This is a genomic window from Caulobacter sp. CCNWLW153, assembly GCF_036889365.1.
Taxonomy (GTDB): Bacteria; Pseudomonadota; Alphaproteobacteria; order Caulobacterales; family Caulobacteraceae; genus Caulobacter; species Caulobacter radicis.
Window position 1 is genome coordinate 44,829 of record NZ_JBAKFV010000024.1, and the last position, 14,764, is coordinate 59,592.

Here is a 14,764-nt window from a genome sequence, read left to right on the forward strand (position 1 = left end):
CATGAGCACCTCCAAGAGCCAATTCCGCACCCCGCTGTCGCGCGCGCGCGGCCTGGGCGCCTCGCACCACGGCGTGGGCCACTTCATCTCCGAGCGCGTCTCGGGCCTGGCCCTCGTGCCGCTGTTCATCTGGGGCGCCTTCGCGGGCATCCGCCTGGCCGGCAGCGACTTCGACACGGTCGCCGCCTGGGTGGCGATCCCGATCAACGCCGTCCTGCTGTCGCTGCTGTTCATCGCGCTGCTGGTGCACCTGAAGAACGCCATCCAGGTGGTCATCGAGGACTATGTCGAGGCGTTCGCGCCGAAGGCCGCCCTCGTCATCGGCAACCTCTTCGTCTGCATGCTCGCGGGCGCCGCCGGGATCGTCTCGATCCTGAAGATCGCCTTCACCGGAGCCCTTTGATGTCGGCCTACACGTTCATCGACCACAAGTTCGACGTCGTCGTCGTGGGCGCCGGCGGCTCGGGCCTCCGCGCCGCGCTCGGCGCCGCGCAGGCGGGCCTCAAGACCGCCTGCATCACCAAGGTGTTCCCGACCCGCAGCCACACCGTGGCGGCCCAGGGCGGCATCTCGGCCTCGCTCGGCAACATGGGCCAGGACGACTGGCGCTGGCACATGTTCGACACCGTCAAGGGTTCGGACTGGCTGGGCGACCAGGACGCCATCGAGTACCTGACCCGCAACGCTCCGGCGGCGGTCTATGAGCTCGAGCACTGGGGCGTGCCGTTCTCGCGCACGGCCGAGGGCAAGATCTACCAGCGCGCCTTCGGCGGCATGACCAAGAACTTCGGCGAAGGCCCGATCCAGCGCACCTGCGCGGCGGCCGACCGCACCGGTCACGCCATGCTGCACACGATGTACGGCCAGTCGCTGGCCCACGACACCGAGTTCTTCATCGAGTACTTCGCCCTCGACCTGATCATGGAAGACGGCGCCTGCCGCGGCGTGACCGCGTGGAAGCTCGACGACGGCACCCTGCACCGCTTCCAGGCCCAGACCGTGATCCTGGCCACCGGCGGCTACGGCCGGGCCTACTTCTCGGCCACCTCGGCCCACACCTGCACGGGCGACGGCAACGCCATGGCGCTGCGCGCCGGCCTGCCGCTGCAGGACATGGAATTCGTGCAGTTCCACCCCACCGGCATCTACGGCGCCGGCTGCCTGATCACCGAAGGCGCCCGCGGCGAAGGCGGCTACCTGACCAACTCGGAAGGCGAGCGCTTCATGGAGCGCTACGCCCCGTCGGTTAAGGACCTGGCGCCCCGCGACATGGTCAGCCGCGCGATGACCATCGAGATCCGCGAAGGCCGCGGCGTGGGCCCGAACAAGGACCACATCTTCCTGCACCTCGACCACCTGGATCCGAAGATCCTGGCCGAGCGCCTGCCGGGCATCTCGGAGACGGCGAAGGTGTTCGCCGGCGTCGACGTGACCAAGGCCCCGATCCCGGTGCTGCCGACCGTCCACTACAACATGGGCGGCATCCCGACGAACTACCACGGCGAAGTGGTGACCAAGGCCGGCGACAACCCCGACCAGGTGATCCCGGGCCTGATGGCCGTGGGCGAAGCCGCCTGCGTGTCGGTGCACGGCGCCAACCGCCTGGGCTCGAACTCGCTGATCGACCTTGTCGTGTTCGGCCGCGCGGCCGGCCTGCGCTGCGCCGAGACCCTGGTCCCGGGCGCCAAGCAACCGGAACTGAAGGCCTCGCAGACCGAAGCGCACGTCGAGCGCTTCGACCGCATGCGCAACGCCAACGGCTCGACCCCGACCGCCGAGCTGCGCCTCGAAATGCAGAAGGCGATGCAGGAAGACGCCGCCGTGTTCCGCACCGGCGAGAGCCTGGACAGCGGCGTGGCCCGCCTGCAGGCCGTCTGGGACAAGAAGGGCGACGTCAAGGTTTCCGACCGCGGTCTGGTGTGGAACACCGACCTGATGGAGACCCTGGAGTTCGACAACCTCATCGGCCAGGCGGTCGTGACGGTGAACGGCGCGGCCAACCGCACCGAGAGCCGCGGCGCCCACGCCCGCGAGGACTTCTCCGAACGCAACGACACCGAGTGGATGAAGCACACCCTGGCCTGGCTCGACAACGAGACCGGCAAGGTGAAGATCGATTTCCGTCCGGTGCACAACTACACGATGTCGCAGGACATCGACTACATCCCGCCGAAGCAACGGGTCTACTAGGGGAACGCAGATGGTCCAGCTCTCTCTTCCCAAGAACTCCCGCGTCCAGAGCGGCAAGCACTGGCCCGCTCCGGCCGGCGCCAAGAACGTGCGCTCGTTCAAGATCTACCGCTACGATCCCGAAACCGGGATGAACCCGCGGTGGGACACCTATGACGTCGACGTCGACGCCTGCGGTCCCATGGTCCTGGACGCGCTGCTCTACATCAAGAACACCATCGACCCGACCCTGGCCTTCCGCCGGTCGTGCCGCGAGGGTGTCTGCGGTTCGTGCGCGATGAACATCGGCGGCCGCAACACCCTGGCCTGCACGCACGGCCACGGCGAGGTGCCCGGCAAGGCCGTGCAGATCAGCCCGCTGCCGCACGTGCCGGTGGTCAAGGACCTGATCCCGGACCTGACGCTGTTCTACGCCCAGTACGCCTCGATCGAGCCGTGGCTGCACACCACGACCCCCGAGCCGCAGAAGGAGTGGCGCCAGGCCCCGGAAGATCGCGAGAAGCTCGACGGTCTGTACGAGTGCATCCTGTGCGCCTGCTGCTCGACCTCGTGCCCGAGCTACTGGTGGAACGGCGAGAAGTACCTGGGCCCGGCGGCCCTGCTGCACGCCTACCGCTGGCTGATCGACAGCCGCGATGAAGCCACCGGCGAGCGCCTCGACGACCTCGAGGACCCGTTCAAGCTCTATCGCTGCCACACGATCATGAACTGCGCCCAGGTCTGCCCGAAGGGGCTGAACCCGGCCAAGGCCATCGCCTCGATCAAGAAGATGCTGGTGGAGCGGGTGGTCTGAGGACTGCCCGGGCCTTCGGTCTCGCCGCATTCCTGTGGGGCGCGGCCGAGGGCTTCCTGTTCTTCGTCGTTCCGGACGTGCTCATAAGCCTCGTCGCTCTGCGGCGAGGCTTTCGCATGGGGGCCATGGCCAGCCTGGCCGCGGCCCTGGGGGCGATGATCGGCGGAGCGGCCATGTGGCTGTGGAGCGCCAACGCGCCCGGCCCGGCGCTGAAGGCGGTGGCCGCCGTGCCGTCGGTCTCCGACGCCATGATCGACAAGGCTAGGGACGACATGGCCCGCGAGGGCTGGGTCCTGGCCAGCCTGAAGGGGCCGCTGACCTCGACGCCCTACAAGGTCTATGCGGCGCTGGCCCCGCAGGCGGGCGCGAGCCTGCCGGCCTTCGCCGCCGCGGCCCTGCCTGTTCGCCTGCCGCGCTTTCTGCTCGTGGCGGCGGCGTTTTCGCTGATCGGCGCCATGATGCGGGGCCGGGTCGGTCCGAAGACTGCGCTGGCCGTCTTCACGACGGGCTGGGTGCTGTTCTATGGCTGGTTCTGGATGACCCGTCCCGGTTAGCGCCGGCTTGCAAAAGATGACGGGGTCGTCAATTTTGTTCCGTGCGGGAGACAAACGCGTTGAGTGAAGCGGTCGTGAGCGATCCGAAGGCCAAGGTGGTGATCGTCGGCGCCGGCCATGCCGGCGGCTCGGCCGCCGCCTTCCTGCGCCAGTACGGCCACGAGGGCCCGATCGTGCTGATCGGCGAGGAGCCGCTGCTGCCCTACCAGCGCCCGCCGCTGTCCAAGGCCTGGCTGAAGGGCGAGGCCGACGCCGACAGCTTGGCTCTGAAACCCCAGGAATGGTACGCCGAGGCCAATGTCGCCCTGCGCCTGCAAGGCGTGGCGACCAGCCTCAACCGCGGCGACCGCACCGTGACCCTCGCCTCGGGCGAGGTCATCACCTACGACTTCCTCATTCTCGCCACCGGCGCCCGCGCCCGCGAACTGCCGATCCCCGGCGCGGATCTGGCCGGCGTGCTGGCCCTGCGCACGGCGGCCGACGCGGAAGGCCTGAAGGCCGCCCTGGGGCAGGGCAAGCGCCTGGCCGTGGTCGGCGGCGGCTATGTGGGCCTCGAAGCAGCCGCTTCGGCCCGCGCCCTGGGCGCGGAGGCCACGATCATCGAGCGCGAGAGCCGCGTGCTGGCCCGCGTCGCCTGCGACACGCTGTCGACCTTCTTCCAGGACTATCACGGCGCGCGCGGCGTGAAGTTCGAGCTGAACGCCAATGTCGAGGCCTTCGAAGGCGAGAACGGCCATGTCACCGGCGTGCGCCTGAAGGGCGGCGAGGTCGTGGCCTGCGATGCGGCCCTGGTCGGCGTCGGCGCCCATCCCAATGTCGAGCTGGCCCAGGACGCGGGCCTGGAGTGCACGGGCGGCATCGTCGTGGATCTCGAGGCCCGCACCAGCGACCCGCGCGTCTTCGCCATCGGCGACGTCGCCCACCGGCCGCTGCCGCTGTACGAGCGCCAGTTCCGCCTCGAAAGCGTGCCCAACGCCCTGGAGCAGGCCAAGCAGGCCGCCGCCGCCATCGTCGGTCGCGCCGGGCCTTCGCCGGAAGTGCCGTGGTTCTGGTCCGACCAGTACGACCTGAAGCTCCAGATCGCCGGCCTGCCGTTCGACGCCGACAGCACCATCGTGCGCGGCGACGTGGCCGCCGCCAAGTTCGCCGTCTTCCACCTCAAGGGCGACCTCGTCCAGGCCGTGGAAGCCGTAAACGCGCCGCCCGAGTTCATGGCCGGCAAACAATTGATCGCCAAGCGGACGCCCGTGTCTAAGACAAAGCTCGCGGATCCGGCGATATCCATGAAGGAAGTGGCGGCCTGAAGCCGCCCGAAGAGTGCAGGGGAACCATGGCCAAGATCACCTACATCGAATTCGACGGGACCGAGCACGTCCTCGACGTCAAGCCGGGCCTGACGGTCATGGAAGGCGCTGTGAAGAACAACGTCCCGGGCATCGACGCCGACTGCGGCGGCGCCTGCGCCTGCGCGACCTGCCACGTCTATGTGGACGACGCCTGGAGCGACAAGACCGGCGAGAAGTCGGCCATGGAGGAGTCGATGCTCGACTTCGCCGAGAACGTCGAACCCAACAGCCGCCTGTCCTGCCAGATCAAGGTCAGCGACGCCCTGGACGGCCTGGTCGTGCGCCTGCCGGAAAGCCAGCACTGATACTGGCCAGCCCTGGGCAGGCGAGGGGATCTCAGCGGCTCGGGACGAGGCGCCGGATCCCCTCTTGCATTTCGAGGAGCGCCTCCACGACGTGCTCGTCGCGGATCATCGCGCGCGCATAGGCCTCCACGCGCGGCAGCGCCTCGATCGGATCGATCCCGAGACGGCTGCCCGTGACCCGGGCGGCCAGCAGCACCGGCGCGATCGCGCAGTCGGCGTGCGACAGTGATCCGCCGACGGCGTAGGGGCCGTCTTCCAGCAGATCGTCGAGCATGGTCAGGGCGTCGGCCAGCTGATCAAGCAGCCGGCTGTTCTCGGTCGGGCTCTGGGGCGCAGCCAGCGCGACCATCGGCGGCATCAGGTAGAGATCGGCCACGCGCACCAGCTGCCGCGCCCGCGCGCGTTCCAGGACGTCGGCGGGGAGCAGCGGGCGCGCCTGGGGAAAGAGCTCCTCCAGGAACTCCAGGATGACCGCCGACTCCCACACCGCCTCGCCGTCGTCGAGGATCAGCACGGGTACGCGGCCCGTCGGGCTGATGTCGCGGAACCGCCGGTCATTCGGCCAGCCACTCGGCGGCGGGACGATCTCGACGTCCAGGTCCTTGGCCCGGACCGCGATCCTGACCCGGGTCGCGAAGGGCGAGGCCGGAAGACTGATCAGCTGCATGGTGAGCCCCCTCTGAACAAGGGCGCGACCTTCGCGCGGCCCGGCGCGGCTTGCAACCGAAGGGATCAGGCCCCCTTGGCGCTCGCCGTTACGGGCGCGGCGGCGATCGGGCCCTGGCTCAGGGTCGGGTCCCTGGCGATCACCCGCCGGGCCAGGATCTCCGAGCCGCTGCCGGTCAGGTGGCCGTAGTCGAACTGCACCGGATAGCCCTTGGGATCGATCTCCAGGCAATGGCCGGCCGGGCACATGGCCGAGGCTAGCGACACGTAGCGGGCGCCCTTCTTGCGGGCCAGCTTGCCGATCTCGCGGTCGACGCCGCTGACGTCGATGCGCTGCTCGTCGACGAAGTCCGGATCGTGCAGGCGGTCGGAGACGGCCAGCAGGCGGGGCAGGGGCGAGCGGTACTCGATGATCGGGCCGAACACGATGACGTCCAGGCCCTGGCCGCGCAGGCGGGTCAGGGTGGCCTCCAGCCGCGGCAGGTCCTCGCGCTTCCAGCGGGCGGCCAGCACCACGGTGTCGACCTTGTGGGCCGGCAGGTAGGTGTCGAACACCCGGTCCATCAGCGCCACGCAGCGCTCCTCGGCCGAGCCGGGGTGGGTCAGGGTCGGCTTGCAGCCCGAGGCGGTGGCCTGCATCACGTTGACGCCCGGCATGGCCTTGGCCAGGCCGTACCACAGGTGGGCGGCGTGGCTGTCGCCGATCAGCAGGTAGTCGCGGCGCCTGGGATCCTGCCGCACGCAGGCCATGTCGAAGTCGTCGACGGTCGAGCCCGACGGCAGGAAGCAGGTGCCCTCGCGCATCTGGCGGTGGCTCTTGTCGGTCAGCAGGTCGGCGATCTGCTGGACGCGCGGCGAGTAGCGGAAGGAGAGGCCGTGGTCGACCTGGCCGGCTACGCCCACGGCGACCAGCACGGCCGCGGCCGCGCCGGCGGCCTGGAACAGCGCCTTGCGGGGCAGCTTCAGCGGGCCGACGCGGAACGGCCGCTCGATCAGCCACCACGAGATCGTCGCCAGCACCAGCGAGACCAGCACCGTGCCGATCTTGATCGCCATGGCCGGGGCGCCGCCGAACAGGAAGCTGTTCATCTGCGCGCCCACCATCATCGGCCAGTGCCACAGGTACAGCGAGTAGGAGATCAGGCCGATGAACACCACCGGCCGCCACGACAGCAGCCGGCCCATCAGCGTGGGGCCGGTCTCGCCGGCGGCGATGACCAAGGCGGCGCCCAGGCAGGGCAGGATGGCGGCCGCGCCGGGGAAGGGCATCTGCTCTCGGTAGAACAGCACCGCAGCCCCGATCATGGCCAGGCCCAGGAAGGCGGCGGCCTCGCGCAGCCAGGCGGCCCGGATCTTGGGAACCATGCCCAGCGCCAGCACCGAGCCGATCATCAGCTCCCAGGCGCGGTTGTGGGGCAGGTAGAAGGCCGCGCTGGGCGCCAGGGCCACGCTGGCCACGGCGCTGGCGAAGGAGGCGGCCATCAGGCCCCAGATGATCGGCTTCAGCCGGGTGGGGAACACCCGCAGCAGGAACGACAGCAGCAGCGGGAAGACGATGTAGAACTGCTCCTCCACCGACAGCGACCAGGTGTGCAGCAGAAGCTTGGTCGAGGAGTCGGAGTCGAAATAGCCGGCCTGGGTCCAGAAGAAGACGTTCGAGGCCGAGAACACCGCCGCGATCAGGCTGCGGGCGTATTCCAGCATCTCGCCGGGCAGCAGGGTGAAATAGGCCAGCGCCGTGGCCGCGACCAGCACCGCCAGCAGGGCCGGGGCGATCCGCCGGACCCGCCGCTCGTAGAACCGCAGCAGCGAGAAGTCGCCCCGGGAGAGCTCGGCGAAGATGTTGCCGGTGATCAGGTAGCCGGAGATGACGAAGAACACGTCCACCCCGACGAAGCCGCCGGGCAGTTGGTTGAAGCCGGCGTGGAAGGCGACCACCGGCAGCACGGCCACGGCGCGCAGGCCGTCGATGTCCTTGCGGTACTGCATGCGTCTATCCCCGTGGCGCCGATACTGGGCCGATGGCGTACTGGCCGATCGCGCGCGTCCCGCCCCCGCGCGTCAACGTCAACCTTGGATCGAGGGGGATAGGGGCGGCTTGTGACCGTTGCTTGTTCGACCGGCGCGCAAGCTGTGGAAAGGTTGTGCAGCCAAAGCTTGGCCATTGATGGTTGCGCGCGAGGCGCGCGCAGGCCGCATTCCTGCCGCCTGGCGGGCGCGCGAACGCGGCCCGAAGGGGCGAACCGGTATCAGGAAAGGGAAGAGAAGTGGTGCCGCCTAGGTGACTCGAACACCTGACCTACGCATTACGAATGCGCCGCTCTACCGGCTGAGCTAAGGCGGCCCACGGCGCGTCGGCAGAATCGCCGGGCGCGAGGAGCGGCCTATTTAGCGGGGCGCGGGCCGCTTGCCAAGCGTCGTCGTGCGCCCGTGTTGCGACGGGGCGCCGGAGCGGGGCCGGGGGCGTCGGGCGAGGGCGGGTCGTCGAGCACGCCGGGGTCGTCGGGAAACGGGATCAGGGCGCCGCCGGTCTCGGCCGCGTGCACGAAGGCGGTGGATTCGGCGTAGGTCGACTGGGCGTAGGCCGAGGGCAGCTGCGGCAGGTCGCTCATCGTGCGCTCGCGGCGCTCGAAGCGGGGGTGGATCAGCTCGCCGGTCTCGGCGTAGCTGGCGGCCAGGCGCGCCCAGTCCTCGCGGCCGTAGGCGAAGGCCTGGCCCTCGGGATCGAGATCGCTCCAGTCGGGCTCCTGGGGGGCGGCGACGCCCCGGGCGACCCAGGCGCGGGCCTCGTCGGGCTCGGCGCAGGCGAAGGCGACGCGGGCCATCAGGCCGGCCAGGCGCGCGGTGGGGGAGGCTTCCTCGGGCAGCAGGCGGGCTGCGGCGCGGGCGGCGACCGGGTCGCCGCCGATCAGGGCGCTCTCGACCTTGAGGATGCGGCTCTCGCGGGCCTCGGGCTTCAGCTGGGCCAGGGCGGCCAGGCGGGCGGCGCGGGCCTTGGGGGTCTCGCTGGTCTTGAGGTCGCGATAGGCCAGCCACAGGGCCGGGTGCGGCGCGCCCTTCCAGGCGGCCTCGATCAGGGCGCCGGCCTTGGCGGCCTTGCCGTCGGCGGCCAGCAGGCGGGCGGCCATGACCACGCCGGGGGCGAAGTCGGACTTCAGCTTCACCGACTGGAGGGCGAAGTCCAGGGCCTGGTCGAGGGCCTTGGGATCGTCGCTCTCCTCCAGGCTCGCCGCGGAGGCGGCCAGCAGGGCGGCGCGGGCGCGCTCGGCGACCACGGGCGAGACGATCTTGCGCTCCTGGCCGCCCTGGACCAGTTGCAGGGCCGCGGCCCAGTCGCCGGCCTCGAGCCGGGCTTCCAGCAGGGCGCGCCAGGCCCACAGGGCCGAGCGGGCCAGGCCGTAGGCGGTTTCGGCGTGCCGCAGCGCCAGGGCCCGGTCGCCCTCGGCCAGGGTCAGTTGCATCAGGCCGCGCAGGCCGGCCAGGCGCATCTCGGGGAAGCCCAGCATGGCGTTCCAGGCCTGGCGGGCGCCGGTGGTGTCGCCCGCCGCCTCGGCGGCCTGGGCGGCCAGCACGCGGACGAGGGCGGGGGCGTCGTCGTTGAGGTCGGCGGCCTTCTGGGCCAGGCGGCGGGCTTCGGAGCCGTCGCCAGCGGCGACCGCGAGAAAGCCGCGCGACAGGGCCTCGGTCGCCTGCTTGCGGCGGGCCTCGGCGCGGGCGCGAGCGGCGCGTCGCGGCGCCTCGATGATCCACAGCAGGCCGCGCCACAGGGCGGCGGCGACCAGGGCCAGCAGCAGGGTCAGCAGGGCGGCGGCGGCGGCCGTCATCTCGACCCGCCAGCCCAGCCATTCGAGGCTGGCCGCGCCCGGCTCGCCGGTCAGCGAGACCACGATCACGGCGATGACAGCGATCAGGACCAGGGCGAGAAGGGCGCGGATCATTGGGCGGCCCCGGGGGAGGTCGCGGGGGGCGAGGTCGCGGGCGCGGCCCCGGCCAGGCGGGCGTTCTGCTGGGCGCGCGAGACCTGCATAAGACCGGCCAGGGCCTCGTCGCGGACGGCGGCGACCAGGCGGTCGATCTCGGCCCGGCGCTCGGCCTCGGCCCGCCAGGCGGCCAGTACGGGGCGGGCGCTGGGCGGCAGGGCGTCGAGGGCGCGCAGGGCGCCGGTCAGGTCGCCGGCGTCGAGCCGGGCCTCGGCGCGGGCCAGCACGGCGTCCGGACCGGCGCCGACCGTCGAGCCGACCTGGCGGATGGTGACGACGCGCGAGAGAGCGTGTTGCAGCTTGGCCAGGGCGCCGGCGTCGGGACCCGGCTCGTGGGCGGCGACCGAGGCGCGGCCGGCCAGGTCGTCGAAACCGGCGGCCAGGCCCGCGAGCGTCGGGGCGCCCTGGCGGGCCAGGCGTTCGAGGGCCCGCACCTCCGACGACGGCGGCAGCACGCGCTCGAGGGCGGCGACGGCGTCGGCGAAGGGCTCTCCGCCTTGCGCGGCCTGCGCCAGGCTGGCGGCGGCCAGGGCCGCGCCGGCGGAGTCCAGCGTGCGCTGCTGGCCCGATTCGAGCAGGGCGATGCGCGCCTCCAGTCGGTCGACCTCGGCCGAGGCGGAGGGAGCGGGCGGGGCGGCGACCACCGGCGCGTCGGCGGCGGGGGCGGCGAAACCGGCGGCGACGGGCTGCTGGGCCGGCGGCGGGGCCTGCGGCGAGGCGTCCTTCCTCGCAAACCAGGTCGGGCCGAAGCGCGCGATGGCGATCCCCGCGCCGACGCAGGCGATGCACAGCACGATCATCACCCAGAACATCGGGCCCAGCAGGGGCTTCCTGGCATAGAGGGCCGGGTCGCTGGGGGCGGCGATTTCGGCGGGGTCGGGGGCTGCGCTCATGATCCCCATTCGTGCCCCACGCGGCAATTGGGTGCAACTTCGCCTTAAGGCGAGAGCAGCTCGAACAACGCTGTTTCGCGGGGGCGCGGCGCGGCGGCCACAGGCCCCAGCCGTCCCTCGGCGGACAGGGCCGCCAGCGGAGCGGCCACGGCCGGCGACAGGCACAGCGCCCGCAGGCCCGGCGCGGGATGCGCTATCAGCAGGGCGGCCAGCGCCCGGGCGGCCTTGGGCGAGTGCAGCAGCACGGCGCGAAGGCCTTCGAGGGTCGCCAGGGTTTCCGCCGACGGCGCGCGGACGAAGCTTTCGTAGACGGCGGCCGCACGGGCCTCGATCCCGGCGCGAACCAGCTGCAAGACGAGGTCGCCGGCCGGTTCGGCGGCGGCCGGATGCAGCACAGCGCCGGCGAACGCCCCCCTCCTGGCGGCGATCAGGGCGGCCAGGGCGGCGACGTCGCCCTCCGCCGATTCGATGCGCGAGAAGCCGGCCTCGGCGGCCAGGTCGGCCGTGGCCGCGCCGACGGCGAACACCGGCAGGCCGCGTTCGGGCCTGATCCGGGCGAAGGCGGCCACGCCGTTGCGGCTGGTGAAGGCCAGGGCCCCGACGCCGACGAGATCCGTCGTCCACGGCAGGTCGCGGACTTCGAGCAGCGGGTCGACCAGCGGCGTAAAGCCCAGCGCCGAAAGGCGTGCGGCGGTGGCCTCGGCGCCGGGCCGGGCGCGGGTGATCCAGACGCGGGAGGCGTCCGGGCTCATTCCGTCGGCGCGATGATGGCGTCGCCGCCCTCGGCCTTGACCGCCGCGCCGAGCGACAGGCCGAGCGCGAGCGCCTGGCCGGCGTCGTCGTCGCCGGTCAGCGCCACCTCGCCCTCGTGGCGGACGCGCAGGGCGCCGTCGGGGCTGAGGGCCTCGACCAGCAGGGTCAGGCGCGAACCGTCGAGCCGGCCATAGGCGCCGACGGCCGTACGGCACGAGCCTTCCAGGGCGTAGAGCGCGCCGCGCTCGGCGGCGACGGCGATGGTGGTCGGGCGGCAGCGGATGGCCGCCAGCCACGGCGCGTCGACGTCCTCGGCGCGGCTCTCGATGGCCAGGGCGCCCTGGCCCGGGGCGGGCGGGGCGGCCATCGGGTCGAGCCAGCTCTGCGGGATGTGGCCCATGCCCAGGCGGTTGAGGCCGGACTGGGCCAGCAGGATGGCGTCGGCCTCGCCGCGTTCCAGCTTGGCCAGGCGGGTGTCGACATTGCCGCGCAGCATCACGACGTCGAGGTCGGGGCGCACGTGCAGGGCCTGGGCCTGGCGCCGCAAGGATGCGGTGCCCAGGCGCGCGCCGTGGGGCAGGTCTTCCAGCCGCTGGGCGACCTTGCTGATGAAGGCGTCGCGGGGATCCTCGCGTTCCGGAGTGGCGGCCAGGACGAGGCCCGGCGGCAGCTCGGCCGGCATGTCCTTCAGCGAATGCACCGCGCAGTCGATGCGGCCGTCGAGCAGGGCCTCCTCGATCTCCTTGGTGAACAGGCCCTTGCCGCCGATCTCCATCAGTCGGCGGTCCTGGATGCGGTCGCCGCTGGTGACGATCGGGATCAGCTGGGCGTAGCTGGCGATCTCCTCGGGACCGGCGTCCAGCGGCGCGCCGAGGGCGTGGGCGATCCGCGCCTGCATGTGGCCGGACTGGGCGAGCGAGAGCTTCGAGCCGCGAGCGCCGATGCGGATGGGTTGCCGGGACACGGTCGGGACGTTACCTGCATGCGAAAGACAAGCCTTCGCTGCTACAGGAGCGGCGGGAACCCCGCAACCGAATGACAACCCTTACGAACTCGGGCCTCACGGTCCTCGGACTGGAGACCAGCTGCGACGAGACCGCCGCCTCGGTGGTGCGCCGGAGCGCGGACGGTCGCGTCGAGGTGCTGTCGTCGATCGTCGGCACCCAGTTCGAGCAGCACGCCCCGTTCGGCGGCGTCGTTCCCGAGATCGCCGCCCGCGCCCATGTCGAGGTCATCGACAGCGTCGCCGCGCAGGCGATGCGCGCGGCCGGCATCGGCTATGACGCGCTCGACGGCGTGGCGGCCACGGCCGGGCCTGGCCTTGTCGGCGGGGTGATGGTCGGCCTGGCGTTCGGAAAAGCGGTGGCCCTGGCCCGCGACCTGCCGCTGGTGGCGGTCAACCACCTGGAGGGCCACGCGGTGTCGGCCCGCCTGGGCGCCGAGATCGCCTATCCGTTCCTGCTGCTGCTGGTCTCCGGCGGGCACTGCCAGCTGCTGGAAGTCGGCGGCGTGGGCGCCTGCAAGCGCCTGGGCACCACCATCGACGACGCGGCCGGCGAGGCCTTCGACAAGATCGCCAAGAGCCTGGGCCTGCCCTATCCGGGCGGCCCCGCCTTGGAGAAGCTGGCCAAGTCCGGCGACGCGTCGAAGTACGAGCTGCCGCGCGCCCTCCTGGGCCGCAAGGACTGCGACTTCTCGTTCTCCGGCCTGAAGACGGCGGCCGCCCGCATCGCCGCGACCCTGACGACCGACCAGCAGCGCGCCGACCTGGCCGCCGCCGTGCAGTTCGCCATCGCCCGCCAGCTGTCGGAGCGCACCGACCGGGCCATGAAGCTCTATGCCCAAGACCACGCGGCCGGCGAGCGCCGCTTCGTCGTCGCCGGCGGGGTGGCCGCCAACGGCGCGGTGCGCGCGGCGCTGCTGAAGGTCTGCGAGGCCAACGGTTTCAGCTTCGACGCCCCGCCGCTGGCCTATTGCACCGACAACGCCGCCATGATCGCCCTGGCTGGGGCCGAGCGCCTGGCGGCGGGCATTTCCGACGATCTGGACGCCGTGGCGCGTCCCCGCTGGCCCCTCGACGAGGCCGCGGCGTTATCCAATCCGAGCAACAGTTTCGGTCGCAAGGGAGCCAAGGCATGACCTTCACGCACGCAGGCGTCGTCGGCGCCGGCGCCTGGGGCACGGCCCTGGCCCAGGTGGCCGCCCGGGCCGGCCTCGAGGTGACGCTGCAGGCGCGGGAGCCCGAGGTCGTCGCCTCGATCGCCGAGCGTCGCGAGAACACGATGTTCCTGCCAGGCGTGACGCTGGAGCCGGCGATCACGGCCGTGTCCGACATGGCGGGCCTGGCGTCCTGCGACCTGATCCTGGCCGTGCCGCCGGCCCAGCACCTGCGCTCGGCCATGGCCGCCCTGGCCCCGCACCTGAAACCCGGCGTTCCGGTGGTGCTGTGCTCCAAGGGCGTCGAGCAGGGTACGCTGAAGCTGATGACCGAGGTGGCGGCCGAGACCCTTCCGGGCGTGGCCATCGCCGTGCTGTCGGGGCCCAGCTTCGCCGGCGAGGTCGCGCGCGGCCTGCCCGCCGCCGCCACCCTGGCCTGCGAGGACGAGGCGCTGGGCAAGGCGATCGTCGAGGCCATCGCCATCCCGACCTTCCGTCCCTACTGGGCCGCCGACGTGATCGGCGCCGAGGCTGGCGGGGCGGTGAAGAACGTGCTGGCCATCGCCTGCGGCATTTCCGAGGGCAAGGGCCTGGGCCGTAACGCCCACGCCGCCCTGATCACCCGCGGCTTCGCCGAGCTGACCCGCCTGGCCGTGGCGGCCGGCGGCAAGGCCGAGACCGTGGCCGGCCTGTGCGGCCTGGGCGACCTGGTGCTCACCTGCTCGTCCAGCCAGTCGCGCAACATGAGCGTCGGCCTGGCGCTGGGCGCGGGCCAGACCCTGGAGCAGGCCCTGGCCGGCAAGGTCAGCGTCGCCGAAGGCGTCGCGTCGGCCCCGGCCGTGCGGGCCCTGGCCCGCAAGCTTGGCGTCGAGACGCCGATCTGCGAGGCCGTCGCCGCCATCCTGGCCGGCGAGGTCGACGTCGACAGCGCCATCCTGGGCCTGCTCTCCCGCCCGCTGAAGGCGGAGTAAGCGATCAAGATCCTCCCCCTCTGGGGGAGGTGGCGCGAAGCGCCGGAGGGGGGACGTTTTCAGCTGCCGAGGCGCAGGCCGGCGCGGCGGTCACTCCCCCATCCGTCGGCTGCGCCGACACCTCCCCCACGGGGGGAGGGTCCATCCGAGCCCCGC

Annotated in this window: 14 protein-coding genes and 1 tRNA gene; 8 read left to right on the forward strand and 7 right to left on the reverse strand. The window is 72.0% G+C overall.

Translation table 11 applies throughout. The features are described from left to right. The first annotated feature begins 1 nt into the window (after position 1). The 6 genes from sdhD (at position 2) to V6S85_RS25380 (ending at position 5,188) form a co-directional block, all read left to right on the forward strand. Entirely contained in the window at positions 2 to 403 is a 402-nt protein-coding gene (sdhD, locus tag V6S85_RS25355; RefSeq protein ID WP_101718639.1) for a succinate dehydrogenase, hydrophobic membrane anchor protein, read from the forward strand. Beyond that, complete coding sequence (gene sdhA, locus V6S85_RS25360) at positions 403 to 2,190, forward strand: succinate dehydrogenase flavoprotein subunit (RefSeq protein ID WP_334350660.1); 1,788 nt, start codon at positions 403 to 405, stop codon at positions 2,188 to 2,190. The genes sdhD and sdhA overlap by 1 nt, the downstream gene beginning before the upstream one ends. Positions 2,191 to 2,200: 10 nt before the next feature. Next, on the forward strand, positions 2,201 to 2,983 hold the full coding sequence (locus tag V6S85_RS25365) for a succinate dehydrogenase iron-sulfur subunit (protein ID WP_116568981.1): 783 nt from the start codon (positions 2,201 to 2,203) through the stop codon (positions 2,981 to 2,983). Positions 2,984 to 3,099: 116 nt separating this feature from the next. Continuing rightward, positions 3,100 to 3,537 (forward strand): hypothetical protein, encoded by a 438-nt coding sequence (locus tag V6S85_RS25370; RefSeq protein WP_116568982.1) that lies wholly within the window; start codon positions 3,100 to 3,102, stop codon positions 3,535 to 3,537. 74 nt (positions 3,538 to 3,611) lie between these two features. Continuing rightward, the gene (locus tag V6S85_RS25375) at positions 3,612 to 4,841 is read left to right on the forward strand and encodes an NAD(P)/FAD-dependent oxidoreductase (RefSeq protein WP_116568983.1); all 1,230 of its coding nucleotides are present in this window, start codon (positions 3,612 to 3,614) and stop codon (positions 4,839 to 4,841) included. Between the two features lie 26 nt (positions 4,842 to 4,867). After that, positions 4,868 to 5,188, forward strand: a complete 321-nt coding sequence (locus V6S85_RS25380) for a 2Fe-2S iron-sulfur cluster-binding protein (protein ID WP_116568984.1) — start codon at positions 4,868 to 4,870, stop codon at positions 5,186 to 5,188. Positions 5,189 to 5,219: 31 nt separating this feature from the next. Here V6S85_RS25380 and V6S85_RS25385 read toward each other — a convergent pair whose 3' ends face one another. From V6S85_RS25385 to hemC, 7 genes are all read right to left on the reverse strand, one after another. Continuing rightward, complete coding sequence (locus V6S85_RS25385) at positions 5,220 to 5,855, reverse strand: glutathione S-transferase family protein (protein ID WP_116568985.1); 636 nt, start codon at positions 5,853 to 5,855, stop codon at positions 5,220 to 5,222. A 65-nt stretch (positions 5,856 to 5,920) separates the two neighbouring features. Beyond that, a complete protein-coding gene (locus V6S85_RS25390; RefSeq protein ID WP_334350661.1) occupies positions 5,921 to 7,843 on the reverse strand; it encodes an acyltransferase family protein in 1,923 nt (640 codons plus the stop codon). Positions 7,844 to 8,122: 279 nt separating this feature from the next. Continuing rightward, positions 8,123 to 8,198, reverse strand: a tRNA-Thr gene (locus V6S85_RS25395). 40 nt (positions 8,199 to 8,238) lie between these two features. Continuing rightward, on the reverse strand, positions 8,239 to 9,792 hold the full coding sequence (locus tag V6S85_RS25400; RefSeq protein WP_334350662.1) for a heme biosynthesis HemY N-terminal domain-containing protein: 1,554 nt from the start codon (positions 9,790 to 9,792) through the stop codon (positions 8,239 to 8,241). Beyond that, positions 9,789 to 10,727 carry a COG4223 family protein gene (locus tag V6S85_RS25405; protein WP_334350663.1) on the reverse strand — a complete coding sequence of 313 codons (939 nt, stop codon included), beginning with the start codon at positions 10,725 to 10,727 and terminating at the stop codon, positions 9,789 to 9,791. Before V6S85_RS25405 ends, V6S85_RS25400 begins: the two co-directional genes overlap by 4 nt. Positions 10,728 to 10,771: 44 nt before the next feature. Then, the gene (locus V6S85_RS25410; protein ID WP_334350664.1) at positions 10,772 to 11,479 is read right to left on the reverse strand and encodes a uroporphyrinogen-III synthase; all 708 of its coding nucleotides are present in this window, start codon (positions 11,477 to 11,479) and stop codon (positions 10,772 to 10,774) included. Further along, complete coding sequence (gene hemC / locus V6S85_RS25415; protein WP_334350665.1) at positions 11,476 to 12,444, reverse strand: hydroxymethylbilane synthase; 969 nt, start codon at positions 12,442 to 12,444, stop codon at positions 11,476 to 11,478. Before hemC ends, V6S85_RS25410 begins: the two co-directional genes overlap by 4 nt. Before the next feature lie 71 nt (positions 12,445 to 12,515). On the opposite strand from hemC, the gene tsaD reads away from it, so the two are divergent. Further along, positions 12,516 to 13,619, forward strand: a complete 1,104-nt coding sequence (gene tsaD, locus V6S85_RS25420) for a tRNA (adenosine(37)-N6)-threonylcarbamoyltransferase complex transferase subunit TsaD (protein WP_334350666.1) — start codon at positions 12,516 to 12,518, stop codon at positions 13,617 to 13,619. Continuing rightward, positions 13,616 to 14,608, forward strand: a complete 993-nt coding sequence (locus tag V6S85_RS25425) for an NAD(P)H-dependent glycerol-3-phosphate dehydrogenase (RefSeq protein ID WP_116568998.1) — start codon at positions 13,616 to 13,618, stop codon at positions 14,606 to 14,608. The genes tsaD and V6S85_RS25425 overlap by 4 nt, the downstream gene beginning before the upstream one ends. Positions 14,609 to 14,764: the final 156 nt, after the last annotated feature.